We start from the raw sequence: 25,560 nt of genomic DNA, 5'->3' as shown, positions 1-25,560 counted from the left end.
AAAGTGTACTTCTATGAAAAGCATACTGGTACTTTGCACCGGCAATTCTTGTCGCAGCCAAATTGCAGAAGGGTATTTGCGGCATTTTGCCCCGGGCGAGGCCACGATCTACAGTGCGGGTATTCAAACTCACGGCGTTAATCCGCGAGCTATTGCCACCATGGCCGAAGATGGCCTTGATATTTCCCAGCAAACCTCTAATCACATCGATGAATACCGGGAAATTTCTTTTGATTACGTAATTACAGTGTGCGACCATGCGCAGGAGAATTGCCCTTATTTCCCAGCAAATGCTACCCGGCTGCATCAGAATTTTCCGGACCCTGCTCAAGCAACCGGAACCGAAGAAGAAGTAAACGCTGCCTTTAGAAAAGTGCGGGAGCAGATTAAAGCTTATTGTGAGCAGTTTGTAGTAAAAAATTTAAAAAAAAGAGACTACTGAAAGCTCCCGGAAACTTCGGGGAGAGCCTAAATAGTGGAATGGAAGTTCTTATGAGGTAACAAGAACTTTTTATTTTGGGTTTTAAAAACTCCTAATCTATGCCTACAGTAGCGCTGCGTCTTTCTAAAAGGATGGTATCCCGCCAGGTATCGTCCATTTTACCAATTCGCTCCCGCCGGCCCACCACACTAAACCCAGCTTTTTCGTGAATCCGGATACTGGCCGTATTTTCTGGAAAGATGCTGGCTTGTAAAGTCCAGAAGCCGGTCAATTCACTGGCCGTTACCAAGTGCTTCAGCAAATTTTCGCCGATGCGCTGACCCCGGTTATTTTGTTTAATGTATACGCTTACCTCCGCTACGCCCCCGTACACGCAACGCGAAGAAATTGGCGAAAGCGCTGCCCAACCTACTACTTCCTCGTCTAATTTAGCCACAAAGCGGCAATCCGGCACGTGGCTTTTATCCCATTCCGGCCAGGTAGGTACTTCTTTTTGAAAAGTAGCATTACCGGTTGCCATTCCTTCGCGGTAAATAGTGGCTACTGCCGGCCAATCTTGTTCCCGCATGGGGGTAATTAAAGTACTCATGTACGTAATGCTTAAAGGTGCAAGAATGCTCTAAATTTAAAAAAATGATTTAAATCAGCAGATCTTTCTTGTATTTACATATGTACAGGCTACTTAAGCAATCCTTTTGATTTAAAAAGATAAAGTAATTCAATGCTTACCAATTTTTGTTTTGTAAAACGCCTGCGATTAGTACACCATATTTACAAACAAAAAAGCCTGCCGAATTCGGCAGGCTTTAGGCCGCTAAAGCAGGAGACTAAGCTGCTTTAGCAATAGATGGTAACATCATATTCTCACCCATTCCGATGCACCACCATATCTTTAGTTATTAATAGTCGGTGTTTTGGGGGTTAAAGTTAGCCCAGCCGGCCGTCCAGTCGGTGGTACCGTCAAATGCACCCCGGTAAGTAACTGCGTCAAATCCGGTTAAGCCGGTAAAGCTAGCGCCGGTTAATAATGGCGAACCAGCAGCCGGTTGAAAGTTAGGAGTTGTTAAGCCATAGGGGTCACCCGCCATCATTAAATCGGCGTTAGCAGTTACAATAGAATTACCAAACCCGGCGGTATTAAACCAGGTGTTAATATCCCAAGTGCTGCCACTCTTAACTGCCAGAGGTGTAGTAGCCGCCGCAATAATCGTGTTTTTAATCTGTAAGGCATTAGCCGTAGCATTTGCTTCTGATTTGGCATCATCAATTAACAGGCCGGTAGGATAACCCGCAACCACACTGTTTAATAAAGACATCGCGGAGTTTCTGCGGATATGAACACCCGTCTTAAAGTTAGGATCAATGGACATGCCGGTTGTTTTGTAAGGGCCAAACAAGCTCACATTAGAAAACATAACCGAGGTTTTAGGCGTAGCATCTGTACCCGTTGGGTCGTTATCTGATTCAAAACCATTGGAACCAGATTGGTCTGCATTTAACGGATCACGGGAGGCTACGGCATACTGTATTTTACCACTGTAGCCGAAATCCGAATCAAAATCATCATCTAACGTGCGGTATGCAATTAAATGTTTGGCATTTACGGTACCTCCAAACCATTCAAAAGCATCATCACCGGAATAAGAAACCTGCACATAATCAATTTCGGTACCAGCACCAACACCTCCCATAGTTAAACCGTTAATTTCCTGGTTGGGTAATAAAGCAATACCACCAAATTCAATGCGCACGTATTTTAATTTTCCGGAGTTATCGTTAGGCTCGGTACCGCCAAATTTTACTTTGTAACCTCCTTCAAATTCAGCCTCGCCACCTGCTTGGTTTATAGGAGCTTTACCCGCAATTACAATACCACCCCAGTTACTAGGACCACGCGATCCTTTTGCCGCATTAGAAGTAAAAACAATAGGTTGCGCCGCGGTGCCTTCCGCCATAATCTTACCGCCTCTTTCAATAATAAGCGTTCCTTTCGAAGCAAAATCACCTTTAATAATAGTGCCGGCCGGAATAGTTAAAGTAGCGCCATCCCCAATCTTAACAAACCCTTTTAACAAGTACTTCTTAGAAGCTTCTAAAGTGATAGTGCCCGTTTTTAAATCACCGGTGATCTCGTTTAAATTAGTGGTGGCATTAGCCGTAATAGCAAAAGCAGTTGGATCTACTGGATTCGGGTCTGTTCCGCCGTCATTGTCATTGTCGTTATCATCGCAGGCCGTAAATGCCAGCAAGAGGGCAAGGAAGAACCACGTAATTTTTTGCAAGTTTTTCATAAAAAATTTTAAATAATCTGGTTGGTTTTAATTTTTAAAATGGTGTGATAATTAGCGGAGATTAAATAAGAAGCCAACCGTAAAATAGCTGCCTCGTTTGTAGCTTAAAATATTGTCGTCGCCTTTAGAATTATTGGTTAATTCATCGTCTTCGTTGGTGTCCTGGCGTAAGCGGTAGGTATTGTTTAACAGATCTTGAACTCCCAGGCGCAAATCCACAAAATTGGTTAAGCGTTTGGTTATTGTTACATCCAGTACGTTACGCGGCATTTCGTAAATGTTGGGAGTACCAATGGTTCCGACCGCAAACACGCGTTTACCAATTACATTATAAAGCACGTTGGCTTGTATACCCCGGTCTTCGTTGTTGTAGTAAACGCCGGCGTTAATTGCGTAAGGCGATTGCCCCATCATGGGCCGCGATTGATCCTGGCCAATGGCGCGGGTACCTAGTTCCACGCGGCTGTAAATAAAAGAGGCGTTTAAAAGAACCGAGATGTTATCCAGGAAAGAAGAACTGGTTAAACCGCGCAAAGTCTTACGCGCTTCTACTTCGGCCCCGGCGCTTGTAGAATTATCGGCATTATCAAAAGTAAAATTACGGGTACCTCCGGAGCCAGCTCCTGGTGAAAAATAAGATTCAATAGGGTTCGTAAATCTTTTGTAAAATATGCCGAAAGAAACTGTTTCGCCAGCTTCCGGATACACTTCGTACCGGGCATCGAAGTTATCGATGGAAGGCGTTTTTAGATTTGGGTTGCCAGAAACTACGTTATTAAAGTTAAAATCATAATACGCAAAAGGCGCTAATTCCCGGAATTCGGGCCGGTTTAAAGTGCGGTAATAAGCTAACCGTACCAGCGATTTTTTAGAGAAGTTGTAAGCTATGTTAGCCGATGGTAATACTCTTAAAATATTGTTATCTACGGTTACTTTATTGCCCAGTTGAGAAGCACTGTTTAGTTGCTGATTATTTTGTTCTACCCGTGCTCCGCCGGAAAAGATGAATTTTTGGTAGGGAATAGTAGTGCCCACGTATCCCGCCAATAGTAAGTTAGAGGCAGCATACCGGTCGCTGGGGTTAGTGCCTTCGCGTAAAACCAAACCCGTTACGGCATTAATATTTTGAGGAGCAAAAATTTCTTCTATTGGTAAATGAGAAATACTTTCGTTGAAGTTGCCTTGTTGGGCTTTGCTGTAGGCCATCCAGCGGGCCGCGAAATCGCGGTCTTTCTGCTCGGCATAAAAACCGGCCCTGATAACGGGTAAATTTTCAGCAGTAGAGTCGTTGCCTAAAGAAAGCTTTTGTTCCCAATCAGCACTGGCCATGTACAGGTTCTCATTGGCTTCTGAGTAAAAACGGCTGGCATCGGTATTACTAGCATCGGGCGGTAAAGTAACAGTATACGAGCGGTCCGAAGGAGAATTTATCGGTCTTCTTTCGTTAGCTCTTCTAAAATCCGGTTCCTGGCGGTTGGTATTGGCGTAACCGGCCGCCCAGGTTAACTTTGATTTTTCGTTGCTAAAGCTATGTTCGCCGTGAAACTGCCCCATGTAAATGCGGCGACTTTCGTAGCGGTAACCATAACCGCGCAGATCATTGCCACTTTCAAATTCCTGACCGGTACGTAACGTATTTTGCGAAGAGCCTATCTGGTTAAATAAATTCCGGAATTCAATTTTATGGTTTCCTTTAATTATAGCCGACCAATTGTGCAATACCCCCACGCGAACATTGTTGGTATAGGTGTCGTCTTCGTACTGATAAATCTGCCCGGCTGATTGAGAAACCGGGTCATAGGTATTAAAGTTAAACCGGGAAGCGCGATAGTGCTGATACGCGTTGGTATAATTTACCGAAGTAACATTGCCTAATTTTATATTATCGCCTACCCCAAACATCTTCGTAAAGTTTACGGAGAGTCTTTGATCCGGCATAGCGGTAGATTCTGAATTGGACCAGTTGTTAGGTACCGCTTTAGAAGCGCTTTCTAACTCCGCTGAATTGGTGAGATTCCGCACATTCGCTGGAAAATTATTGGGTAACTCCCGGGTGCCATCATCGTAACCTAACCAGTCTTTGCTGCCTCGTTCTTGAGAATGAAATTTGTTAAAGGTGGTGCCCGGGCGGAAAGAAGAAGAATAAGCAACCGAGAAGGTATTATTAATAGGAGCTTTGGTGTAAATCTTAATCACACCGCCGGCAAATTCGCCGGGTAATTCCGGAGCAGCTGATTTATAAATTAATAAGCGATCCAGCATGCCGCTGGGAATTAAATCGAAAGAAAAAGCTTTTACATCATTTTCGGTACTTGGGGTAAGCGCATCATTTAGCATAACCGCATTGTAGCGTTCGCTAAGGCCGCGCACCATTACAAAGCGGTTTTCCATTACGGTAACGCCAGGTATCCGCTTGATAACTTCCGACACATCGCGGTCTTGGGTTTTTACCACTTGCTCTGCCGATACGCCACTTACCACTTGCAAAGCTTCTTTAATTTCGGTTATAACCGCTATTTCTGTGTTTCTTTGGCGGGCTGCCGTAACTACTACCTCGGCTAATTGCCCTATATCCGGATCAAGAGAGGTATTAATTAAGGTCGTTTTATCCGCCTGAACGGATATTCCTTCAATTGTCTTGGTTTTGTAAGAAATAAAGGAAATAGATAAGTTATGCGTTCCGGTTGGCACTTTAGGGATAATAAAGTTGCCTTCCACATCTGTTACAGCTCCATTAGATGATCCGGTAACTGCAACGCTGGCACCAATAACGGCTTCTTGGGTTTTAGAATCTTTAATGGTGCCTTTAATTATTCCGTTTTGGGCAAACGCAAAAAGGCTGGTACTCAACAAAGTGAGTAGGAATAGAATTTTCTTCATAAACTTGAATGGGTAGATAGTGCGTATTAGTCTCGGCTGCAAAAGTACTCTGCCCAGTTTATGCTAAAATTATCGCGATGTTATGTTATTGTTATCTTAAAAGCTGTTTTGTTACCTAATTGTTAAGTTGCTATATAGCTGTCTTATGAATAACTGGTAAGCTGTACAAAATTTAAAAAATAACTTAAACCAGTATTTAAAGCATAATACTAGGTTAGTGCTGGTAATATTCCGGATTTTATTATCATTCCAGCTTTTTCTATTGTAAATTTGCCCGAAAATATTATAAGTTGTTTAAAGAGGTAGCCTACTTAGTACAAAAAGACTTTTTGCTGGAACTCCGGCAGAAATATGCCTTTAATGGCATGTTGTTGTACGTGGGCAGTACGGTTTTTGTGTGTTATCTGAGTTTCCGGTTGCGGTTCGCGAATTTAGAAGTGCCCGTTTGGAATGCCTTATTCTGGATTATCTTATTGTTTACCTCGGTAAACGCCATTGCCAAAAGCTTTATTCAGGAAAACCGAGGCCGCTTGCTGTATTATTATTCCTTGGTAAGTCCGCAAGGGATTATCCTGGCGAAGATCGTGTATAACACGGTACTTATGCTGGTGCTGGCACTTATTTGTTACGTTTTTTATGCGGTAGTGCTGGGTAACCCGGTGCAGGACGATGCACTTTTTCTACTGACCATTTTATTAGGGGCTTTAGGCTTTTCTACTTCCTTAACCATGATTTCGAGTATTGCGGCCAAAGCTGCTAACAGCAGTACCTTAATGGCCGTGTTAAGCTTTCCGGTTATTATTCCCATGCTGCTCATGCTCATGAAACTATCAAAAAACGCGATTGATGGTTTAGACCGCTCGGTAAGCTTGGATGAATTGTTAACCTTACTGGCGATAAATCTGATTGTCGTGAGTGTGTCGTATATTTTATTCCCGTACTTATGGCGCAGTTAAGTATTTAGGCATTCGGGCTATCCAAACAGGTGCAAAATTTAAAAAAATAGAGTACGGAAGTATCAAAATAAATTATTTTAAAATTTAATAAAATACCCCGCTATTTTGTTACATTATTAGGAATAAAAACTTTGGTTTATATATAAATACCATGAAATTAACTTGGTGGAAAGTCTTAACGGTAGTGCTGTTGTTGTACACAATAGTCGCCGGTTTATTAAACAAGGTGCCGCATCTGGCCATTCTTAACGAAACCATTCGGAATATTTACTTTCACGTGCCCATGTGGTTCGGGATGATCATTATTTTAACGGTTTCGGTTATCTACTCCATTAAGTACCTGCGCAAGCCTTCCGTGGAAAACGATATTATTGCGGAATCGGCCGCTAAAGTAGGCGTTTTATTAGGGGTGTTGGGTATTATCACCGGCATGGAGTGGGCGCGTTTTACCTGGGGTGAGTACTGGAGCAACGATCCCAAGCAAAATGCTTCGGCTATTGGTTTGCTGATTTACTTTGCCTATTTAGTGTTGCGCAGTTCTTTTGCCGAGCAGCAGCAACGCGCGCGTATTAGTGCGGTTTACAATATATTTGCTTTTGCGGCGCTTATTCCCTTGCTGTTTATTTTGCCTCGTTTAACCGATTCGCTGCACCCGGGCAACGGCGGTAATCCGGGTTTTAGCTCTTATGATTTAGACAATAACATGCGCATGGTTTTCTACCCCGCCGTAATCGCCTGGACTTTACTGGGCGTATGGATGGTAAACGTAAAATCGCGTCTGGAACTTCTTCAATACAAATTACATGAACAACATGCTTAAGTACTTATTTATATTTTTTATGCTGATTTCGGTAGTACCCATGCCCAACACCATGGCCCAGGCTACTGACCAGACTACAGTGCAAGCCACCAGCGATGCGGGCAGTGCCTCCGATGTAGAAATGGCCGATACCTTACGCCGGGATGGTAAAATTTATGTGGTAGTAGCGGTAATCGTTACTGTTTTAGCCGGATTAATTTTGTACTTAATTCGGCTGGACCGCAAAGTAAGCAAGCTGGAACAACAACTGAAAAGCTGATATAAATCAGGCGTCTACTGGAATCTTATAATAGTAATTACGTGTTAAAAAGAGAATCCTGCTTTCTCGAATCTAAAATAAACAAATGAAAAGATCGCATATTGTTGCCATTGGTATTATTGCTTCGGCTATCGGTATTATTATTTCTTCGGCGGGTGATGCCAGTATGTACGTGTCGTTTAAAGAAGCTCGTGAACTGGCTTCGGAAGGTAAAACGAGTAAGGTACACGTAGTAGGTCGCTTGAAGAAAGATGCCCAAGGTCATATTGTGGGTATGGATTATAACCCGGTTCTCGACCCGAATTATTTTACTTTTGTACTGGTAGACACGCTGCACAATGAGCAGAAAGTAGTTTACTTCCAACCAAAACCACAGGATTTCGAACGGTCGGAGCAAGTAGTGATTATGGGCAACATGCAGAAAGATTCTTTTGTGGCCGATAAGATATTGCTCAAGTGTCCGTCGAAATACGTCGAAAAAGAAATTAAACAAACAGCAAGTCTTTAATTAGTTGCAGGTTACAAGTTTCAGGTTTCAAGTTATATTTTTATTTCTTGTTTGCGAACTGTTATCAGAAACAAAAATAATCTTTTAAATCTTTCAACTTTATAACCTGTAACTTGCAACCTGTAACTTTCAACTTTAAAAAATGATAAATACGTTCATTGGTGATCTGGGACATGCGAGTATAATTGTAGCTTTTGTGGCGGCCATTGTGGCGGCCTTGGCTTATTTTATGGCCGCTCAGGGTAAACCGCTCGGCGAAACAGATATTAACTGGCGCAACCTGGGCCGCGGTGCCTTTTATGTGCATACCATTGCGGTATTCAGCATTATTTTCAGTTTGTTTAATATTATTTATAACCACCGCTATGAATATTATTACGCCTGGAGCCACTCCTCTAACTATCTGCCCACGCACTTTATGATTTCGTGTTTCTGGGAAGGGCAGGAAGGCAGCTTTTTACTCTGGATTTTCTGGCACACGTTGCTGGGTTTAGCCATTATCTGGTTCAATAAAAAGTGGGAAGCGCCTACCATGGCGGTTTTTGCCTTTGTGCAATTATTTTTAACTTCCATGATTTTGGGGGTGGTTATCGGCGATTTAAAAATTGGTTCGTCGCCATTTATTTTGCTGCGCGATTTTATGACCGATGCGCCGGTATTTAAACTCAACCCGAACTTTATTCCGAAAGACGGTACCGGCCTGAATCCATTGTTGCAAAACTACTGGATGGTGATTCACCCGCCTACCTTGTTTTTGGGCTTTGCCATTACCTTAGTTCCGTTTGCGTTTGCCATTGCTGGCCTCTGGAAAAAAGATTACATCACCTGGATTAAACCCGCTTTGCCTTGGGCTTGTTCGGGGGTTTAGTGCTAGGAGTAGGTATTATGATGGGTGCTTATTGGGCCTACGAAACTTTGAACTTTGGTGGTTACTGGAACTGGGACCCGGTAGAAAACGCGGTTTATATTCCGTGGTTAGTGCTGATTGCCGGCTTGCATACCATGGTGGTTTATAAGCGCAGCAAGCACGCGTTACGAACTTCGTTTATTCTGGTAATTACCACTTTCTTACTGGTACTGTACGCTACTTTCTTAACCCGGAGTGGTATTTTAGGCAATGCCTCGGTACACTCGTTCACTGATTTAGGTTTGTCCGGACAGTTATTTGCGTATCTGGCGGCTTTCGTGATTTTATCAATTCTTTTATTAGTTCGTCATTGGAAAGCTATTCCGGCTACCGAAAAAGAACTGACTACTTATAACAGCGAATTCTGGGTATTTATTGGTGTGGTGGTTTTGTGTTTAGGTGCCTTCCAGGTGCTGGTAACTACTTCCATTCCGGTGTATAATTCGTTTCTGGGCTTTATCGGGATTAAATCAAATATGGCGCTGCCCGCTGATCAGATTGCGCATTATACTAAGTTTCAGTTATGGATGGGCGTAGGTATTGCCTTATTGTCGGGATTGGCGCAGTTGCTTTGGTACCAAAAGAACGATAAAACTAAAGTGGTTAATGCTTTGTCTGTACCGCTTATTTTAACTTTCCTCTTCGTGAGCCTGGTTTATATGCTCGGCAAAATTGACTTTATTCCTAAGGTAGATACTTTCCCTTATTTTGTGCTGTTGTTCGTAACCGTGTTTGCTATTTTCGCTAATCTGAGCATGGTGTTTACGCTAATCCGGCGCAAAGTAAATTTATCAGGTGGCGCCATTTCGCACATTGGGATAGCGCTGATGTTGTTCGGGATGTTATTCTCATCGGGTTACTCCAATATTATTTCTAAAAATACTTCGGGCTTACTGTACTCCCGCGATTTTCCGGATGATATTAACCGCGATAACGTGTTGTTGTTCCGGAACGATAAAGTAAAAATGGGAGCCTACGATGTGTCTTACCGTGGTCGTTATTTCGAAGTGAAAGGTTTTCCGGAGTACGTGAACAAGCAATTGCTTTTTCAATTGGACGATGTACACCAGGCGATTGCCCGGGCCGATATTAAGTATAAAGATAAGGTGCACTTTAAAACCGGTGATACAGTTGATGTTTATCCGGAAAATACCTATTACCAGATAGAATTTAAAAATCGGGAAACGGGTAAGGCTTTTACGTTATACCCCGGGCACAGGTAAATCCCGAAATGGGCTTTATCGCCTCGCCGGATATTAAAATGTTTTCGGACAAAGATTTGTACACCCACGTGCGGGTAGCGGCTTCGGAAGAAGATAAACAATGGAGCGAGTTAAAAGAACAGGATTTGGCTATTGGCGATACCTTGTACCTGAACGATTACTTTGCGGTATTAAAAAATATTGAGCCTACCCGCCAGGTAAAAGGCATAAACTTAGCGGCTAATGACGTAGCCGTACAAGCTGATTTTATTATTTCGGGCGAAGACAAAGATTACCACGCGCACCCGGTGTTTGTAATCAAAGATAACCTGGTAGGCCGTATTCCGGACGAAGTAGATGATTTAGGTTTGCGTTTAACCTTCGTGAATATTGATACCAAGAATAACAAGTTTAAGATTGGCGTAAACACTACCCAGAAAGACTATGTTATTCTGGCAGCCGTAGAAAAACCATTTATCAATATTCTGTGGATTGGTACCCTGGTGATGGCTATTGGTATGGGCATGGCTATTGTAAAACGTTATAAAGAAGCCAAAATCGTTGTTAACCCGGAAACGGGTAGTTCTAAGAAGCGCGCAGTGCGTAACAAGCAGCTAGCTTAAGAAAAATTTAAAAAATCAGTAGTTTAAAAGAAAAGCGGAGTAATCTCCGCTTTTTTATTTTTACGTGTTTTAATAGGTAACTGCATATGACTTCTCCAGTATCTATTGCGTTAATTGGTGCCGGTAACGTAGCCTGGCACTTAGGTCGGGCATTCGAGCAAGCCGGCCATCAAATTGTTTTGGTTTACAGTCGCACCCTGGTTAAAGCCGAGTTTTTAGCCGAAACTTTATTGCAGGCGCATCCGACTCAAGAACTGGATTTTAGCCTCGTGCCAGCAACTATTTTTATTGTAGCCTTAAAGGATGATGTAGTAGCCGAAGTTTTACAAAGAGCCATTTTCCCGAAGAATAGTTTGGTGGTGCATACTTCCGGTAGTTTACCGATCTCTGTTTTTAAGGTTCAGGCTAACATAAGAGGAGGCGTTTTTTACCTGGTGCAAACTTTTAGTAAAGCAGTAGCCATTGATTTTCAGAAAACGCCTATCGGCGTAGAAGCCAGTAATCCCGAAGATGTCCTTTTTTTAAAAAATCTGGCTGCCAGCATTAGCGAAAAGGTAATCGATCTACCAACCGAAACTCGTAAAATAATTCATTTAGCGGCCGTATTTGCTTGTAATTTTACGAACCATTTACTAGGCATTAGCCACGACCTACTCACGCAGCAACAAATAGATTTTACCATATTACAACCTTTGGTAATCGAAACCGTGCAAAAAGCATTTGCACACGCGCCTTTTCGGGTGCAAACCGGGCCAGCCGTACGCTTTGATCAGAATATATTGGCGCAACACCAGCAATTACTTCAGGATAAACCAGATTATGCCGCTATTTATACGATGCTAACGGAAAGTATTCAGAAGAAGGCTCAGGAAATAACTATGCTAAATAAGGAATAAGGTTCAGTTTCCCTACAAAGACAAGTTTACTAATTTTGCCAACTGGTTATTCAGTTTTAATTTATAAGCAGAATGTGCACAATCAACAACTATGAACGAACAACCAGACTTTTCCCGAATTAAAGCTTTTATTTTTGATGTGGATGGGGTGTTAACCGATGGTTCTTTGCTGTGCCTGGCAAGTGGCGAGCAGGTGCGGGCGTTTAACATTAAAGATGGTTTTGCGATCCGGCATGCCATTAAAAAAGGCTATGTGGTGGCTATTATTTCGGGGCGAAAAGAAGAAGGCGTTTACAAGCGTTTGCAGTCCTTAGATGTGCAGCATATTTACCTGGGGGTAGAGAATAAAGACGAAGTTTTCCAGGCTTTTTTGCAGGAGCAAAATTTAGTCCCGGAGCAAATTGCTTATATGGGCGACGACGTACCCGATCTAGGGGTAATACAACAATGTGGTTTAGCCGCATGTCCTGCCGATGCGGCAGCGGATGTATTGGCGGTTTGCCATTATGTGTCTGAAATACCCGGTGGAAAGGGCGCTGTGCGCGATTTAATTGAAATTGTATTGAAGAGACATAGTAAATGGTGAATTATTAAAAATATTAGAAAAATTATTTATTTAAAGGGTTCAAAACTTGCGTTTTTGTAAAATACTTTTATCTTTACGAAATCATTTAATTCAAATTCTTTAAATTTTTATGAAAACAGGAACAGTAAAATTCTTTAATGAATCCAAAGGTTACGGGTTTATTACTGATGATCTAAGCAAAGAAGACTTCTTTGTCCACGTCACCGGATTAAGCGGTGGTCAGATTCAGCAGAACGATAAGGTTGAATTTGATACGCAAGAGGGCAAAAAAGGCGTAAATGCGGTAAACGTGAAAAAGGTATAAACAAGATATTTAGGTATCCTGGTAATTTTTAAAAGCCTCTTCTGGTAAGAGGCTTTTTTTATGTGAGGCAGTTTTGCGTACTTTGCCCGACTTTAGCCTTTTTTTACAGTATAACCGGTTGTAGCGCGTGAAAACTTTTCTTAGACTTATCCGGTTTACAAATTTACTCATGGTGGCTTTGTGCCAGTTGTTGGTACGGGCCTGCCTGCTTTTACCGCATCAGCCTTGGTCGCGGGTTTTATTGGATGGGCCATTTGCGCTTCTGGTTTTTTCTACTCTCTGCATTGCCGCCGCCGGTTACATTATCAACGATTATTACGACATTAAAATCGATGCGATTAACAAACCCAAAAGGGTAGTGGTAGGCAAATTCGTAAATCGCCGCAAAGCCATGCTGGCGCATTTGCTTTTATCCGGAATAGGAGTAATCATTGGTTTTTATCTAAGCCTGCCCATCGGCTTCATTCACCTTGGGTCAGCTTTGTTATTATGGGGCTATTCGGCCCGTTTAAAACAAACTTTTTTAATTGGCAATACCACCATTGCCCTGCTTTCGGCCACCATGGTGTTGGTGGTAGCTGTTTTTGAAAAAGTAGATAATAAAGCGGTTTGGGCCTACGGCGCTTTCGTATTTTTAATCACGATTGTGCGCGAGATTATTAAGGATATGGAAGATTTAAAAGGCGATGCTACCTTTGATTGCCGCACGTTGCCCATTGTGATGGGGATTGCCGGCGCTAAGTGGTTTCTGTACTTTTTTATTCTGGCCTTTGCCATTACGCTACTGGCGGGGTTATTTACCGGGTTCAGGAAGTGTATTTTACCACCTACATCTTAATGTTTATAATTTTACCGATGGGCTACTTAACGTACCGCATTTACGAAGCCGATCGGAAAAAAGATTTTACCCACTTAAGCCGGTTGGTAAAATGGATTATGTTATCTGGTATGCTCTCCATGCTATTATTCCGGTATACTTAGTTACAGTTTGCAGGTTACAAGTTGAATGGTTAAGTTGCTGAATGGTCTGGAAAACGTACTACACTACGTATCACGTAAAACCCAAAATAACTTTCTAACTTTTTACTTTCCAACCTGTAACTTGCAACCTGCAACTTCCAACCAACCTGCAGCTAAATCGCATGATCGGTGGGGAGATCCTGACCAGACCAGGCTTTTTTGGCGGTCCAGTCCTGGGCCGGGCCGGTCCAGAACTCATTGGTAGCGGGTAAGCCTAAGGGCAACAGACCGGTAGTGCACAAATACAAACTGCCCGTAGAAATATACGTTTCGCCGATGCTGGGCTGATGGCCGCAAAAACCAATCTGCAACCAGCCATTTTTATCAAAAGTATTCGGAGCTGCCATGGTTTTTTTAATAACGGCGGTAAGCGCACTGCGTACTTGCGCGGGCTTTATGCCTTCGCTTAACTTCTGCATGTATGCTATTTGCGCTAAAGCCTGAAACGCGCCAAACCGGTAAGCCAACGAACGCCCTACCGGCGGGAAAGTCCCTTCCGGCGAAATTAACCGTTCCTGAATAGCGGCGTAACGTTGCGCCCGACGCAAAATGGTTTGGTGTAACTCTTCGTACTGGGGGTCGTGGTCGCGCAGCGTTTTGGTAATATCCACCAACATCGGGTGAATCACGTAGCTGTTGTAATAATCGTAATGAAATTCTGGGCCATCGCCGTAAATGCCATCGCCTTTGTACCAATTCTGGTGTTCTCTTAAAGCATAATCTACGCGCATGGCATCCCAGGGCTCGCCTAAACTCAGCAAAGCCATTTCTACCATCGCGCTAAACAAAAGCCAATTGCTATAATAAGGTTTAATAACTCTGCTCGCTTGCAGCGCTTTTATCAAATGCGTGCGGGTTTCCGGAGCTATTTTATCCCGTAGTTGTTTGGGCGCCCGGATGAGCGCATGACTCAGGAAAGCAGCATCCACCACAGGTTGGCCTCCCTGATTAAAATTTAAAAAATCCGGCGATTTAGGGTCTACCGCCATGGCTAAAGATTGCTGCGCCAAGTCCAAATATTTTTGCCGGGTTTTCCCTTCCGGGGAATTCTCAGCCCCTAATTCCAGCCAGGGTGCCATGCCGGCCAGTAAACGGCCAAAAGCTTCGAGATGCGTATATTTAGGCCGTTCTTTGTCCTGTCCTTTCGTCGATTCTACCGGCATGGTGGCTTTTAACTTGCCCTGACTCAAGTTGGTCAGTACCGGGTCGGCAATTCGGGTAAGGGTTTGTATCCAATAGGCACGGTCGTTTAGTTCTGGCTTCCGAACAGTCGCCGCTAGGGAAGGGGACAAAACGGAGGTACTTACTCCCGCTAAAAAGGAATTTTTAAGAAAATCGCGCCGGAACATACACTGTTATTTAAAATTAGGACCAGTATCAAATATAAAAATTAAGCGGAGTAGAACGTGATTTTAGATCAAAAACTTACCGGAGTCGCTTTAATAACAGCAATAAATTTCGGACAAGTTATAAGCCCGGAACAGCTTAAGCCTGAACCAGAGTAATAGCAGTAGTTTCTTAAAAAATGTCGGTTTACCAATTCAACCTGCGGTAGATCACTGACTGCAGTATGGGGATAGAAAATTTACTTTTGCCTTCTTAACTCCCTGAATAATCAGCTATATTTGCGGCGTTAAAAAACAACTTGGTTTGGCTGATAACAAAAAGCATATTGTTCTTTTCGCCTCCGGCTCCGGCAGCAATGCCCAGCAAATTATGGCGTATTTCCAAGACCATTCGCACATAAAAGTGGTGGCACTGTTTTCGAATAAAGCGGATGCTTATGCTCTTAAACGTGCCGAAAATTTTAAAATTCCGGCGTTTTCGTTTACTCGCGAAGAATACCAAAACGGTACTTTGCTGCAGCAAGTGCAATCGTATCAACCTGATTTGCTGGTACTGGCGGGTTTCTTGTGGCTTATACCTTTAGATTTTCTGCAAGCTTTCCCGAACAAGATCATCAACATTCATCCGGCTTTACTACCCAAATACGGCGGCAAAGGCATGCACGGTTTGCACGTGCACCAAGCGGTAATTGAAGCTCAGGAAAAAGAGTCGGGCATTACCATCCACTACGTAAACGAGCATTATGACCAAGGCGCCAGTATTTACCAGCATACCTGCCCGGTAAATCCTAACGATACTCCTGAGCAACTAGCCGCCCGGGTATTGGAACTGGAGCATACGTATCTGCCGAAAGTAATAGAAGATTTGCTGTTATCTAGCCGATAGACGATAATCAATAGAACATAGATTAGATTGTTAAATGGTTGAATAGTTCAAATGTAGAATTACCAGGAGCATGTAAAACCTAAAATAACTTACCACTTGTAACCTGTAACCTTCAAACCTTTCAACTTTCCAACCTTTTAACTATTAAAGCAACTTGTAACTTGCAACTATATCAAAAATGAAAAAAATAAAATCAGCTTTAATTTCGGTTTATTACAAAGATAAGCTGGAGCCACTTGTCGCTTTGTTAAAACAGTATAACGTGCAGTTGTATTCCACGGGTGGTACCCAAACGTTCCTGGAGGGGCAAGGCGCTCAGGTTACGGCTGTCGAAGACTTAACCCAGTATCCGGCTATTTTTGGCGGACGGGTAAAAACCTTACATCCTAAAGTTTTTGGCGGCATTCTGCATCGCCGGGATCACGAAACGGATTTAGCCGAAACCGAACGTTACGAAATTCCGGCCATTGATTTGGTAATCGTGGATTTATACCCGTTCGAAGAAACCGTGGCTTCCGGAGCCAGCGAAGAAGATACGATCGAGAAAATTGATATTGGTGGTATTTCGCTCATCCGGGCGGCAGCGAAAAATTTTAAAGATGTACTGGTCGTATCGTCGCGGGAACAATACACCGAGGTAGCCGAGCTATTAACACAGAAAGAAGGCGCTACCGACCTGGAAGATCGTAAGCGTTTTGCCGCAAAAGCATTCGACATTTCGTCGCACTACGATACGCATATTTTTAATTATTTAAACGCCGGCGAAACACCGGTGTTCAAAGCCAGTCTGCGCCAGCGTACGCCCTTGCGTTACGGCGAGAACCCGCACCAGCAAGGCGCTTTTTACGGCGACTTAACTGCCTTGTTCGATCAGTTACACGGCAAGCAGCTATCGTATAATAATTTAGTAGACGTAGATGCGGCCGTAAATTTAATCAGCGAATTTACCGATGAGCCTGCCGTAGCGATAATCAAACACACCAACGCCTGCGGGGTAGCGGTAGCGCCAACCATTGAACAAGCGTATTTAAACGCTCTGGCCTGCGATCCGGTATCAGCATTTGGCGGCGTTATTGTGGCGAACAAACCCATCGATAAAGCAACTGCCGAAGAACTGCATAAATTGTTTTTTGAAGTATTAATTGCGCCCGAGTTTGAACCGGAAGCCTTAACGGTGCTGCAAGGTAAAAAGAACCGCATTTTGCTGCGCCGTAAAAATATGGCGCTCCCCGAAAAGCAAATTAAAACCTTGTTAAATGGGATTATTGAACAAGACAAAGATTTAAAAACCGAAACGGAAGCTGATTTTAAAGTAGTAACCAAACGCGCAACTACTCCCGAAGAAAACCAGGCGCTGGTTTTTGCGGCCAAAGTATGTAAACACACCAAGTCCAACACCATTGTGCTGGCGCGGGCGAATCAGTTACTGGCGAGCGGCGTAGGGCAAACGTCGCGGGTAGATGCCTTGCGGCAAGCCATTGAAAAAGCGGAAAGCTTTGGGTTTAGTTTAAACGGAGCCGTAATGGCTTCCGATGCGTTTTTTCCCTTCCCGGATTGTGTCGAGATTGCTTCGAAAGTGGGTATTGCGGCGGTAGTGCAGCCCGGTGGTTCCGTGAAAGATCAGGATTCCATTGATTACTGCGATTCGCAGAATATGGCCATGGTGTTTACTGGCGTGCGCCACTTCCTGCATTAATCAAACGCAATGTTACATTTTAAAAAAGGCGAGAAACTCCCGGGAGCTTCCCGCCTTTTTTGCTAAAAAGAGTACTTTGTTTATTCCGGCGGTTATTCTCGGTAAATTACTATAATAGCTTTCTTTTAATATATAAAAGGTATATTATTAACTTTAACCAGATAGCAGGGAGAATACCGCGATTTTTAAATTTTTATAGCGGAAATTCTAATTTAATCCGCAGGATATAAAACAGATTCGCAGTATTGATTAAAAATTGTTTAATTTCGCAGCCAATAACGCCGGGTAAAACGGGTGTGCCAAAAATTTTAACTGCCGCTACCTCGCGTAGCTGATAATAACATGGGATTATTCAATTTTTTAACTAGTGATATAGCCATTGATTTGGGTACGGCCAATACCCTTATTATTCATAACGATAAAATTGTGATCGATGAGCCTTCGATTATTGCCATCGATCGCACTACCAATAAAGTTTTAGCCGTGGGGCGCAGTGCCATGCAAATGCACGAAAAAACCCACGATAATATTAAAACCATTCGCCCCTTAAAAGACGGGGTTATTGCCGACTTCCACGCGGCCGAAGAAATGATCCGGGGCCTGATTAAAATGATTGATACCGGAAACCGGTTGTTTCAACCCTCGCACCGCATGGTAATCTGCATTCCGTCGGGCATTACCGAAGTAGAAAAACGGGCCGTACGCGACTCTGCCGAACACGCCGGCGCCAAAGAAGTGTGGATGATTCAGGAACCGATGGCCGCCGCCATAGGCATTGGCATTGACGTAGAGCAGCCCATTGGTACCATGATCGTGGATATTGGCGGCGGTACTACCGAAATTGCCGTTATTGCCCTATCGGGTATTGTATGCGACCAGTCCATCCGGGTAGCCGGCGATGTGTTTAACAAAGACATTCTGGACCACATGCGGCGGCAACATAATTTGTTAATCGGCGAACGCTCCGCCGAAAAAATTAAAATTGAAGTAGGGGCCGCCTTAACCGACCTAGAAATTCCCCCGCCGATTACGAAATTCGCGGCCGCGACTTAATGACCGGCATTCCCAAAGTTATAAAAGTTACCTACACCGAAATTGCGATTGCCCTGGATAAATCGGTTTCTAAAATTGAGGAAGCCGTACTCAAAGCTTTAGAGATAGCGCCGCCCGAGCTCTCCGCGGATATTTACGACAACGGCATTCACCTGACCGGGGGCGGGGCGATGTTGCGGGGCCTGGATAAACGCCTGGCCGCTAAAACAAAATTACCTATCCATATTGCCGAAGACCCTTTGCGCGCGGTAGTACGGGGAACCGGGGCCGCCATTAAAAATATAAACGGGTTTAAAAACGTGTTGCTCACCTAAACCCTTGAATGCGTAATTTATTTGCGTTCATATATCGCTACCGGGCCTTTCTGGTTTTTGTTTTACTGGAAATCGGGAGCGTATACCTGATCATCCGGAACAATAAATACCACAATGCGGCTTTTTTTAATTCGGCTAACTTCTACGCGGGGCAAGTACTGGCTTTCCGGAGCCGGGTATACGATTATTTCCGGTTGGTGCAGGTAAACCAAACGCTGGTGCAGGAAAATACGCAGCTCCGGCAGCAACTTTACCGTTTGCAAACAGTTCGGGCAAACGACAGCCTTCCGGCTTTCTCCGATTCCGTTTTTATTCAAACAGATAGCATTCCGACGTTCGATTCGTTAAAGATTCGTCTGGCGCATACCTATATTCCGGCCAAGGTTATCAATAATTCTACCCGCCAGCTAAACAATTTTTTAACCTTAAATGTAGGCGCAGCCGATAGTGTTAGTCCGGGTATGGGCGTTATCTCGAACGAAGGATTAATTGGCCGGGTAAAAACTGTGTCGCCGCATTTTGCTACGGTTACTTCGTTGCTGCACAGCAAGATGCTGGTGGCTGCTAAAATAAAAAGCCGTTTACCGGGTACCAACAATACCATTGGCACCGTAAAGTGGGACGGCGATAATCCCCGGATTGGCTTTTTGGAGTACGTGCCCCTGGACAAGAAAATAGTAAAAGGCGATACGGTTATTTCATCGGGGTATAATGCCGTTTACCCCGAAGGCGTTATGATCGGGACCATTATTTCGGCGAGCCGGGACCCGGATAAAAGTTTTTACACGATTAAACTACGGTTAGCGGTTGATTTTACGCGCTTATCTTTTGTGTACGTGGTAAAAAATAAATACCAGGCCGAACAGGATTCCTTGGAACTTAACAGCGGGATGAAACACGATGAATAGTATCCGCATCATTGGTCATGCTTTCCGTTTTGTTGTTATTATGGCCATGCAGGTATTGTTTATGCATAGTTTGGTGCTGTTCGATACGGGTTTTTGCTTTATTTACCTGGCTTTTTTACTGTTTTTGCCGATTCAAATGCCGCCGGTATTGCTGCTATTGCTCGCCTTTGTAACCGGTTTTTCTCTGGATATTTTTTACGATACGGGAGGCATTCACGCAGCGGCTACGGTGTTGCTGGCTTACCTGCGGCCCTACATTCTGCTCCTGCTCACCCCGCGCGACGGCTACGACCAAAACGACTCCGTAAATCTGCACATGATGGGTTGGCGTTGGTTTTTGGTGTACAGCTTTATTTTAATTTTTCTGCATCACCTTACCTTCTTTTTCTTAGAACTGGCCGGTATTAAACTCATCGGATTCACGCTACTCAAAATTATAGTCAGTACCTTATTTACCGGTATCGTCATGATTATTATTCAACTGCTTTTCTTTGCGCGCCGTCGTTCCAGTCGGTAGGTGTTACAGGTTGCAGGTTGCAAGTTGCAGGTTGGCAAGTTGAAAGGTTAAAACGTTGCAGGTTGGCAAGTTGAAAGTTTGGAAAATTTTAGATTGATGTTTAATCCATAGCTAATGATCTATAGATGGTAGCTCTTTTTTAAATTTTAAGGGGTAAGTAGTTCTGTGAACTGTTTTTAATCGTATTAATAACAACCTAAAACTTAGAAATAACTTTTTAACTTTTCAACCTTTCAACTTGCCAACCTGCAACGTTTTAACCTTCCAACTTTTAACCCAACTTGCAACCTGCAACTTGTAACTTGTAACCAAATGATAAGTATCTTTGCACTTAAATAAAAACAGGCGTGTTTTATGGCCAAAGCAGCTACGTTTTATAACTAATCGGAGTAATATTTTAAAAATTGAGATACTTAGAAAGTCGCAAGTATGTAATTCAGGCAATATTCTTTACGGTAGGGATTGTGTTTGCGCTTAAGTTGTTTTACATCCAGGTATTAAATCCCAAGTATAAACTTGCCGCCGAAAATAATGCCATCCAGAAAATTGTGCAGTATCCTTTCCGGGGTTTAATCTACGACCGCAAAGGCAAGTTGCTGGTGCAAAACATTCCGGTTTACGATTTAATGGTTATCCCGAAAGAAATCAAAGGCATTGATACACTCCGGTTTTGCCAGTTATTCCGGATAACCATCGAAGATTTCCGGCAGAAAATAAAAGAAGCCAAAACGTATTCGTACGTAAAACCTTCGCCTTTTTTACCCAAGCTTACTACCCAGGAATTTGCCGCCATCCAGGATAACTTAATTGAGTTTCCGGGTTTTTACATAAATGCCCGTACCGTGCGCGGCTATTCGCACCAAAGTTTATCGCACGCTTTAGGTTACATTGGCGAGGTAAGTCCTACGCAATTGGCCAAACCCGAATACGCCGACTACACGCCCGGCGATTACATTGGCAAAAGTGGCATCGAGCTGAAGTACGAAAAGTATTTAATGGGTAAAAAAGGCGTAAAGTATAAAATGGTGAACGTACGCGGTATTGATAAAGGCCCTTTCCGCAATGGCGAGTACGATACCTTAGCCGTAGCGGGACGAGATTTGGTAAGCACCATTGATTTAGACTTGCAGCAATACGGCGAAAAATTAATGGCCGGTAAACGCGGTACGGTAGTGGCCATTGAGCCAGCTACCGGCGAAATTTTATCTTTTATCTCGGCACCGTTTTACGACCCCAATCTACTAACCGGGAAAGAGCTGGGCAAGAATTACATGAGCCTGTTGAAAAATCCGGAAAAACCTTTGCTCAACCGTCCGCAAAGTTCTAAGTACCCGCCGGGTTCTATTTTTAAATTAGTACAAGCCCTGATTGCCTTAGAGAAAGGCGTTATTACGCCCGATACCGGTTTTCCGTGTAATCAATCCTTGGTTAAATGCGCGCACAATCATCCGCGACCAAGTAATTTAGCTATTGGCATCGAAAATTCGTGTAACCCTTACTTTTACATGGTTTTTAAAAATTTGGTAAACCGGGGGCAAGCCCGCAATATTTTTGCGGATACGCGCTTAGGTTTAGATGATTGGCGCAACGAAGTGTTATCCTTTGGTTTTGCGAATAGATTAGGAGTGGATTTGCCTTACGAAACCCGGGGCAATATTCCGGCCTCCAGCTTTTACGACCGGCGGTACGGCAAAAATCACTGGAAGTACAAAACTATTTACTCCTTAAGTATTGGGCAAGGAGAAGCAGAAGCCACTCCTTTACAAATGGTTAATTTAATGGCTATTATCGCCAATAAAGGGTACTACGTTACGCCGCATATAATTAAAGGCATTGGCGAAAAAAATCAGGTACAACCTGAGTTTCAGGAGAAACACCACGTGGCCATTAACCCTAAGCATTTTGAACCAGTCATCCAAGGCATGTCGCAGGTAATGACTTCACGGTGGGGAACCGGGTGGTATGCCAATTTAAGCGATATTGGCATTGCAGTTTGCGGAAAAACGGGTACGGTGCAAAACGCAAAAGGCCGCGACCACGCGGTTTTTGTCGCTTTTGCCCCGCGGGAAAATCCTAAAATTGCCATTGCGGTTTACATCGAAAATGCCGGTTTTGGTTCTACTTCTTCCGCGCCATTGGCTAGTTTAATGATTCAGAAATACTTAACCGGTAAAATTGCCGGTAATCACTGGGCCTGGTGGGAACAAAATATTATTAACCAAGGCTATTTACATTCCAAACACTAGAAAATGCGGCAGGGAGATAAAATATCGCGCAACATTGATTGGGTGACCGTAAGCTTGTACGCCGCCCTGGTAGTTTTGGGCTGGATAAATGTGTACGCCGCCGTTTACAATCCGGAAAACCACTTGAGTATTTTTGATTTCACCATAAACTCGGGTAAACAGTTGCTGTGGATTGGCGCCGCCTTAATTTTAATTGTGGTGTTGTTGGTAGTGGATTACAAAGCGTACGATTCGTTTGCTTATTTAATTTACGCCTTCACCATATTTATGCTGCTGGTTACGCTGGTGCTGGCAACTCCTATAAAAGGCTCGCGCTCGTGGCTGGTTATTGGGGAGCTGCGTTTGCAACCCGCTGAGTTTGCCAAATTTGCAACGGCGCTGGCGGTGTCCAAGTTTATGAGCAGCGTGGATTTGCAGCAGCAAAACTGGCGCGATCACGCCAAATTATCGGCTATTACGTTGTTGCCGCCCTTGCTCATTATTTTATCAAACGAAACCGGTTCGGCCTTGGTGTTTGGCGCTTTTCTGCTGGCTTTTTTCCGCGAAGGCATGTCGCCGTTAATATTAATTGTGGTGGCCGTAACCGGCGCTATTTTTATCTTAACCTTAATCTTTCCTAAGTTTTACCTTATCGGGGTAATTACTTTGTTGCTGGGAACTTACTTGTGGTTAAACCAACGGTTGCTGCGTAAAATTAAATTAATTGGTTTGTTGTACGCGGCCACGGTAGGAATTATTCTGAGCGTTGATTTTATGGTGAACAATGTGTTGCAACCGCACCAGCAGAGCCGCATTAACGCCTTTATCAACCCGGAGGCTGATCCGCTGGGCGATGGCTGGAACGTAATTCAATCTAAGATTGCGATTGGTTCTGGCGGCATGTTAGGCAAAGGGTTTTTACAAGGCACGCAAACCAAGTTTGATTTTGTACCGGAACAAAGTACCGATTTTATATTTTGTACCATCGGGGAGGAGCACGGCTGGCTGGGCAGCATGCTGCTGATTTTTTTGTTTATGGCCTTACTTACCCGGATAATTTTTATTGCCGAGCGGCAAAAATCGGTATTTGGCCGAAGTTACGGGTACTGCGTAGCTTCTATTATTTTCTTTCACTTTCTGGTGAACGTCGGTATGACTATTGGTTTAGCGCCCGTGGTAGGTATTCCTTTGCCTTTTTTTAGTTACGGGGGTTCTTCGCTGTGGTCGTTTACTATTTTGCTTTTTATACTTTTAGCGCTGGATACTCACCGTAAACAAGATTTAGGGCGGGCGGTTTAGTAGAAGTCTGTTAAAAATTTAAAAAAAAGAGGCCGAAGGTAATCTTCGACCTCTTTTTTTTAAATTTTTATTGTTTAAGCATCGGCAAATTTCCGGTCGATCAGGCGCAGCAATTTGTTCACGTGTTCTTCTTTACGGGTCCAATTGTAGCGGCTGGCCAGATCCTGGGTAACGAAATTTTTAGCCTGCGAAGCGTCTTCCAACTTATCCAAGGCTTGTATGGCCTGGTAGTATTCCATGTTTTCGCCGTTAAATAACTCATTTATAAAACTAAACCGCTGATTAATCGAGATCGAATCTTTTAAGGATTCAATTTTTTTGCTCATCTGATTGGTAGCAATGTTCGCCACCTCGGGTTTTAAAAATTGATCGTTTAAAGTAGGCGTAGCGCGTTCGGCTTTGTACCGTTCGTTTAAATTACCTTCCGCCACTCCGTTGGCCCGGCTAACCGACGAAACCGGCACGGTTTCCGGAGCTTTAGGCTGACTTACGGGTACGGCGGCTGGGGGCTGCGGGGTAAAACGCTCCGGCGATACGGTAATTTCATCCACGGTGCGGGTAGTGGTGGGTACGGCCGGTGCCGGGGTTTCAATCAGAATATCTTCGGCTTTTATGGCCAGTAAAGCATTAAACTCGGTGAGTAAGACTTCCAGTTTGGTTCTTTCGGTCGCGTGGTTCTCCAGGTACTCCTCAAATTCTTTAATAATGTATTCCTTGCTTTTTGATTTCTTGGGTAGCGTATTAATAAAACCCCGGATTAATTCTTTATCAAGACTCAGGTATTTAATCTGCGAGATAAGCGTATCAGAAGATAAGGCATCCGGCGTTTGCAAAAACTTTTGTTCAAAGGTTGTTACCGGATCCAGAACCCAGTAAAAAGTATCGGCGATGGATTTGACCAGTAACGGCTCAAAATGCGGCCGCCGGATTAATATTTTGCGCGAAAGCACATTCATAAACTGCACCAACGCTTCTTTTACGTCCTCATTTTCAAAATCGAAATAAGGACTTTTGAGGTTGGCCATCTCATTGTTCCACTGCTGCAACAACTCTTTTATTAAAAATAGGTTTACCTGTTTAATGGGCGAAAAATGAATAAGTTGCTGCCCGTTAACGGTTTCGGAAGCACTGAAGTAATGATCCGAGAAGACTTTTGCTAATTGCCGACTATACCGCTCTACACTTATTTGATTATATTTGTCTTTCATTACAACTAGACTAGGTTTGGCTGGTAAAGATAAAAAAGAATGCCGATACTAAGGATACAAAACCTGTTTGGCAAAGGCATAAACGTAGCTAGTGGTCAAACAGTTTTGCAAGCCATTCTGGAAAGCGGCCTTGATTGGATGCACGCTTGCGGGGCAAAAGGCCGTTGCACCACTTGCCGGTTAGTAATTACCGCTGGCGAGGCGCATTTCACAGCATTAACTGCTGCAGAGCATAAATTTCGAAATCAAAACCGGTTAAAAGATAACGAACGGTTGCTTTGCCAGTGTATGTTGCCCGGCGGAGAAGTAAGCGGCTACATCCCCGAGCAAACCAAGTTTCCGCACATAAGTTATTCACAATAAAAAAGATGTGCTAGTCGGCTAGGTTAATTTTTTTTTAAAATTTTAATTAAA

The 25,560-nt window shown here is 43.6% G+C and carries 25 protein-coding genes and 1 pseudogene; 21 read left to right on the top strand and 5 right to left on the bottom strand.

Translation table 11 applies throughout. The features are described 5' to 3' along the window. The first annotated feature begins 13 nt into the window (after nucleotides 1-13). Nucleotides 14-442: an arsenate reductase ArsC gene (locus AHMF7616_RS19050; protein ID WP_115374323.1), complete on the top strand. Its 429-nt coding sequence runs from the start codon at nucleotides 14-16 to the stop codon at nucleotides 440-442. 91 nt (nucleotides 443-533) lie between these two features. On the opposite strand, the gene AHMF7616_RS19045 is transcribed toward AHMF7616_RS19050, so the two are convergent. The 3 genes from AHMF7616_RS19045 to AHMF7616_RS19035 all read right to left on the bottom strand — a co-directional run bounded on the left by AHMF7616_RS19045 (nucleotide 534) and on the right by AHMF7616_RS19035 (nucleotide 5,613). Next, nucleotides 534-1,031: a GNAT family N-acetyltransferase gene (locus AHMF7616_RS19045; protein WP_115374322.1), complete on the bottom strand. Its 498-nt coding sequence runs from the start codon at nucleotides 1,029-1,031 to the stop codon at nucleotides 534-536. Between the two features lie 310 nt (nucleotides 1,032-1,341). Next, nucleotides 1,342-2,733 carry a T9SS C-terminal target domain-containing protein gene (locus AHMF7616_RS19040; RefSeq protein ID WP_115374321.1) on the bottom strand — a complete coding sequence of 464 codons (1,392 nt, stop codon included), beginning with the start codon at nucleotides 2,731-2,733 and terminating at the stop codon, nucleotides 1,342-1,344. 51 nt (nucleotides 2,734-2,784) lie between these two features. Then, nucleotides 2,785-5,613 carry a TonB-dependent receptor gene (locus AHMF7616_RS19035; RefSeq protein ID WP_115374320.1) on the bottom strand — a complete coding sequence of 943 codons (2,829 nt, stop codon included), beginning with the start codon at nucleotides 5,611-5,613 and terminating at the stop codon, nucleotides 2,785-2,787. Nucleotides 5,614-5,903: 290 nt separating this feature from the next. On the opposite strand from AHMF7616_RS19035, the gene AHMF7616_RS19030 reads away from it, so the two are divergent. The 12 genes from AHMF7616_RS19030 (at nucleotide 5,904) to AHMF7616_RS27230 (ending at nucleotide 13,655) form a co-directional block, all read left to right on the top strand. Continuing rightward, nucleotides 5,904-6,569 carry a heme exporter protein CcmB gene (locus AHMF7616_RS19030; RefSeq protein ID WP_115374319.1) on the top strand — a complete coding sequence of 222 codons (666 nt, stop codon included), beginning with the start codon at nucleotides 5,904-5,906 and terminating at the stop codon, nucleotides 6,567-6,569. 151 nt (nucleotides 6,570-6,720) lie between these two features. Continuing rightward, a complete protein-coding gene (gene ccsA, locus AHMF7616_RS19025) occupies nucleotides 6,721-7,389 on the top strand; it encodes a cytochrome c biogenesis protein CcsA (RefSeq protein WP_115374318.1) in 669 nt (222 codons plus the stop codon). After that, nucleotides 7,373-7,648 carry a CcmD family protein gene (locus tag AHMF7616_RS19020; RefSeq protein WP_233507650.1) on the top strand — a complete coding sequence of 92 codons (276 nt, stop codon included), beginning with the start codon at nucleotides 7,373-7,375 and terminating at the stop codon, nucleotides 7,646-7,648. Before ccsA (AHMF7616_RS19025) ends, AHMF7616_RS19020 begins: the two co-directional genes overlap by 17 nt. Nucleotides 7,649-7,733: 85 nt before the next feature. Next, a complete protein-coding gene (locus AHMF7616_RS19015; RefSeq protein ID WP_115374316.1) occupies nucleotides 7,734-8,156 on the top strand; it encodes a cytochrome c maturation protein CcmE domain-containing protein in 423 nt (140 codons plus the stop codon). Between the two features lie 142 nt (nucleotides 8,157-8,298). Further along, on the top strand, nucleotides 8,299-9,024 hold the full coding sequence (ccsA, locus tag AHMF7616_RS27780) for a cytochrome c biogenesis protein CcsA (RefSeq protein WP_317047616.1): 726 nt from the start codon (nucleotides 8,299-8,301) through the stop codon (nucleotides 9,022-9,024). Further along, a complete protein-coding gene (ccsA, locus tag AHMF7616_RS27775) occupies nucleotides 9,003-10,286 on the top strand; it encodes a cytochrome c biogenesis protein CcsA (protein WP_317047615.1) in 1,284 nt (427 codons plus the stop codon). Before ccsA (AHMF7616_RS27780) ends, ccsA (AHMF7616_RS27775) begins: the two co-directional genes overlap by 22 nt. Nucleotides 10,287-10,294: 8 nt before the next feature. Continuing rightward, on the top strand, nucleotides 10,295-10,888 hold the full coding sequence (locus tag AHMF7616_RS27770; RefSeq protein WP_317047614.1) for a hypothetical protein: 594 nt from the start codon (nucleotides 10,295-10,297) through the stop codon (nucleotides 10,886-10,888). Nucleotides 10,889-10,974: 86 nt separating this feature from the next. After that, nucleotides 10,975-11,784, top strand: a complete 810-nt coding sequence (locus AHMF7616_RS19005) for a Rossmann-like and DUF2520 domain-containing protein (protein ID WP_115374315.1) — start codon at nucleotides 10,975-10,977, stop codon at nucleotides 11,782-11,784. Nucleotides 11,785-11,875: 91 nt separating this feature from the next. Then, nucleotides 11,876-12,370 (top strand): KdsC family phosphatase, encoded by a 495-nt coding sequence (locus AHMF7616_RS19000; protein ID WP_115374314.1) that lies wholly within the window; start codon nucleotides 11,876-11,878, stop codon nucleotides 12,368-12,370. A gap of 109 nt (nucleotides 12,371-12,479) precedes the next feature. Continuing rightward, nucleotides 12,480-12,674, top strand: a complete 195-nt coding sequence (locus AHMF7616_RS18995) for a cold-shock protein (protein WP_106932708.1) — start codon at nucleotides 12,480-12,482, stop codon at nucleotides 12,672-12,674. Between the two features lie 127 nt (nucleotides 12,675-12,801). After that, nucleotides 12,802-13,512, top strand: coding sequence for a geranylgeranylglycerol-phosphate geranylgeranyltransferase (locus tag AHMF7616_RS18990; RefSeq protein WP_233507649.1), 711 nt, complete (start codon nucleotides 12,802-12,804; stop codon nucleotides 13,510-13,512). Further along, nucleotides 13,512-13,655: a hypothetical protein gene (locus AHMF7616_RS27230; protein WP_233507648.1), complete on the top strand. Its 144-nt coding sequence runs from the start codon at nucleotides 13,512-13,514 to the stop codon at nucleotides 13,653-13,655. The genes AHMF7616_RS18990 and AHMF7616_RS27230 overlap by 1 nt, the downstream gene beginning before the upstream one ends. Before the next feature lie 152 nt (nucleotides 13,656-13,807). Here AHMF7616_RS27230 and AHMF7616_RS18985 read toward each other — a convergent pair whose 3' ends face one another. Beyond that, a complete protein-coding gene (locus AHMF7616_RS18985) occupies nucleotides 13,808-15,043 on the bottom strand; it encodes a DUF2264 domain-containing protein (RefSeq protein WP_115374313.1) in 1,236 nt (411 codons plus the stop codon). A gap of 301 nt (nucleotides 15,044-15,344) precedes the next feature. Here AHMF7616_RS18985 and purN point away from each other — a divergent pair, with 301 nt between their 5' ends. From purN to rodA, 7 genes and pseudogenes are all read left to right on the top strand, one after another. Then, nucleotides 15,345-15,926, top strand: coding sequence for a phosphoribosylglycinamide formyltransferase (gene purN, locus AHMF7616_RS18980; RefSeq protein ID WP_233507646.1), 582 nt, complete (start codon nucleotides 15,345-15,347; stop codon nucleotides 15,924-15,926). 178 nt (nucleotides 15,927-16,104) lie between these two features. Further along, entirely contained in the window at nucleotides 16,105-17,622 is a 1,518-nt protein-coding gene (gene purH, locus AHMF7616_RS18975) for a bifunctional phosphoribosylaminoimidazolecarboxamide formyltransferase/IMP cyclohydrolase (protein WP_115374311.1), read from the top strand. 342 nt (nucleotides 17,623-17,964) lie between these two features. Next, nucleotides 17,965-18,989 (top strand): annotated as a pseudogene (locus AHMF7616_RS18970) (rod shape-determining protein). Between the two features lie 8 nt (nucleotides 18,990-18,997). Then, nucleotides 18,998-19,897 (top strand): rod shape-determining protein MreC, encoded by a 900-nt coding sequence (gene mreC, locus AHMF7616_RS18965; protein WP_115374310.1) that lies wholly within the window; start codon nucleotides 18,998-19,000, stop codon nucleotides 19,895-19,897. Continuing rightward, the gene (locus tag AHMF7616_RS18960; protein WP_115374309.1) at nucleotides 19,890-20,414 is read left to right on the top strand and encodes a hypothetical protein; all 525 of its coding nucleotides are present in this window, start codon (nucleotides 19,890-19,892) and stop codon (nucleotides 20,412-20,414) included. The genes mreC and AHMF7616_RS18960 overlap by 8 nt, the downstream gene beginning before the upstream one ends. Nucleotides 20,415-20,818: 404 nt before the next feature. Beyond that, nucleotides 20,819-22,660, top strand: a complete 1,842-nt coding sequence (gene mrdA, locus AHMF7616_RS18955) for a penicillin-binding protein 2 (protein ID WP_115374308.1) — start codon at nucleotides 20,819-20,821, stop codon at nucleotides 22,658-22,660. A gap of 3 nt (nucleotides 22,661-22,663) precedes the next feature. Continuing rightward, nucleotides 22,664-23,938, top strand: a complete 1,275-nt coding sequence (gene rodA / locus AHMF7616_RS18950; RefSeq protein WP_115374307.1) for a rod shape-determining protein RodA — start codon at nucleotides 22,664-22,666, stop codon at nucleotides 23,936-23,938. Between the two features lie 74 nt (nucleotides 23,939-24,012). On the opposite strand, the gene AHMF7616_RS18945 is transcribed toward rodA, so the two are convergent. Next, nucleotides 24,013-25,146: a hypothetical protein gene (locus tag AHMF7616_RS18945; RefSeq protein WP_115374306.1), complete on the bottom strand. Its 1,134-nt coding sequence runs from the start codon at nucleotides 25,144-25,146 to the stop codon at nucleotides 24,013-24,015. A gap of 39 nt (nucleotides 25,147-25,185) precedes the next feature. Between AHMF7616_RS18945 and AHMF7616_RS18940 the strand changes: the two genes are divergently transcribed. Then, a complete protein-coding gene (locus tag AHMF7616_RS18940; RefSeq protein WP_115374305.1) occupies nucleotides 25,186-25,509 on the top strand; it encodes a 2Fe-2S iron-sulfur cluster-binding protein in 324 nt (107 codons plus the stop codon). Nucleotides 25,510-25,560 lie beyond the last annotated feature (51 nt).

Source organism: Adhaeribacter pallidiroseus, from assembly GCF_003340495.1.
In the GTDB taxonomy this organism is placed as follows: Bacteria; Bacteroidota; Bacteroidia; order Cytophagales; family Hymenobacteraceae; genus Adhaeribacter; species Adhaeribacter pallidiroseus.
This window is presented reverse-complemented; position numbering and strand designations above follow the sequence as displayed.

Coding starts and splice junctions, on each gene's coding strand:
- AHMF7616_RS19050 (WP_115374323.1), top strand. CDS start 14: ATGAAAAGCATACTGGTACTTTGCACCGGCAATTCTTGTCGCAGCCAA.
- AHMF7616_RS19045 (WP_115374322.1), bottom strand. CDS start 1,031: ATGAGTACTTTAATTACCCCCATGCGGGAACAAGATTGGCCGGCAGTA.
- AHMF7616_RS19040 (WP_115374321.1), bottom strand. CDS start 2,733: ATGAAAAACTTGCAAAAAATTACGTGGTTCTTCCTTGCCCTCTTGCTG.
- AHMF7616_RS19035 (WP_115374320.1), bottom strand. CDS start 5,613: ATGAAGAAAATTCTATTCCTACTCACTTTGTTGAGTACCAGCCTTTTT.
- ccsA (WP_115374318.1), top strand. CDS start 6,721: ATGAAATTAACTTGGTGGAAAGTCTTAACGGTAGTGCTGTTGTTGTAC.
- AHMF7616_RS19020 (WP_233507650.1), top strand. CDS start 7,373: ATGAACAACATGCTTAAGTACTTATTTATATTTTTTATGCTGATTTCG.
- AHMF7616_RS19015 (WP_115374316.1), top strand. CDS start 7,734: ATGAAAAGATCGCATATTGTTGCCATTGGTATTATTGCTTCGGCTATC.
- ccsA (WP_317047616.1), top strand. CDS start 8,299: ATGATAAATACGTTCATTGGTGATCTGGGACATGCGAGTATAATTGTA.
- AHMF7616_RS27770 (WP_317047614.1), top strand. CDS start 10,295: ATGGGCTTTATCGCCTCGCCGGATATTAAAATGTTTTCGGACAAAGAT.
- AHMF7616_RS19005 (WP_115374315.1), top strand. CDS start 10,975: ATGACTTCTCCAGTATCTATTGCGTTAATTGGTGCCGGTAACGTAGCC.
- AHMF7616_RS19000 (WP_115374314.1), top strand. CDS start 11,876: ATGAACGAACAACCAGACTTTTCCCGAATTAAAGCTTTTATTTTTGAT.
- AHMF7616_RS18995 (WP_106932708.1), top strand. CDS start 12,480: ATGAAAACAGGAACAGTAAAATTCTTTAATGAATCCAAAGGTTACGGG.
- AHMF7616_RS27230 (WP_233507648.1), top strand. CDS start 13,512: ATGTTTATAATTTTACCGATGGGCTACTTAACGTACCGCATTTACGAA.
- AHMF7616_RS18985 (WP_115374313.1), bottom strand. CDS start 15,043: ATGTTCCGGCGCGATTTTCTTAAAAATTCCTTTTTAGCGGGAGTAAGT.
- purH (WP_115374311.1), top strand. CDS start 16,105: ATGAAAAAAATAAAATCAGCTTTAATTTCGGTTTATTACAAAGATAAG.
- mreC (WP_115374310.1), top strand. CDS start 18,998: ATGCGTAATTTATTTGCGTTCATATATCGCTACCGGGCCTTTCTGGTT.
- AHMF7616_RS18960 (WP_115374309.1), top strand. CDS start 19,890: ATGAATAGTATCCGCATCATTGGTCATGCTTTCCGTTTTGTTGTTATT.
- rodA (WP_115374307.1), top strand. CDS start 22,664: ATGCGGCAGGGAGATAAAATATCGCGCAACATTGATTGGGTGACCGTA.
- AHMF7616_RS18945 (WP_115374306.1), bottom strand. CDS start 25,146: ATGAAAGACAAATATAATCAAATAAGTGTAGAGCGGTATAGTCGGCAA.
- AHMF7616_RS18940 (WP_115374305.1), top strand. CDS start 25,186: ATGCCGATACTAAGGATACAAAACCTGTTTGGCAAAGGCATAAACGTA.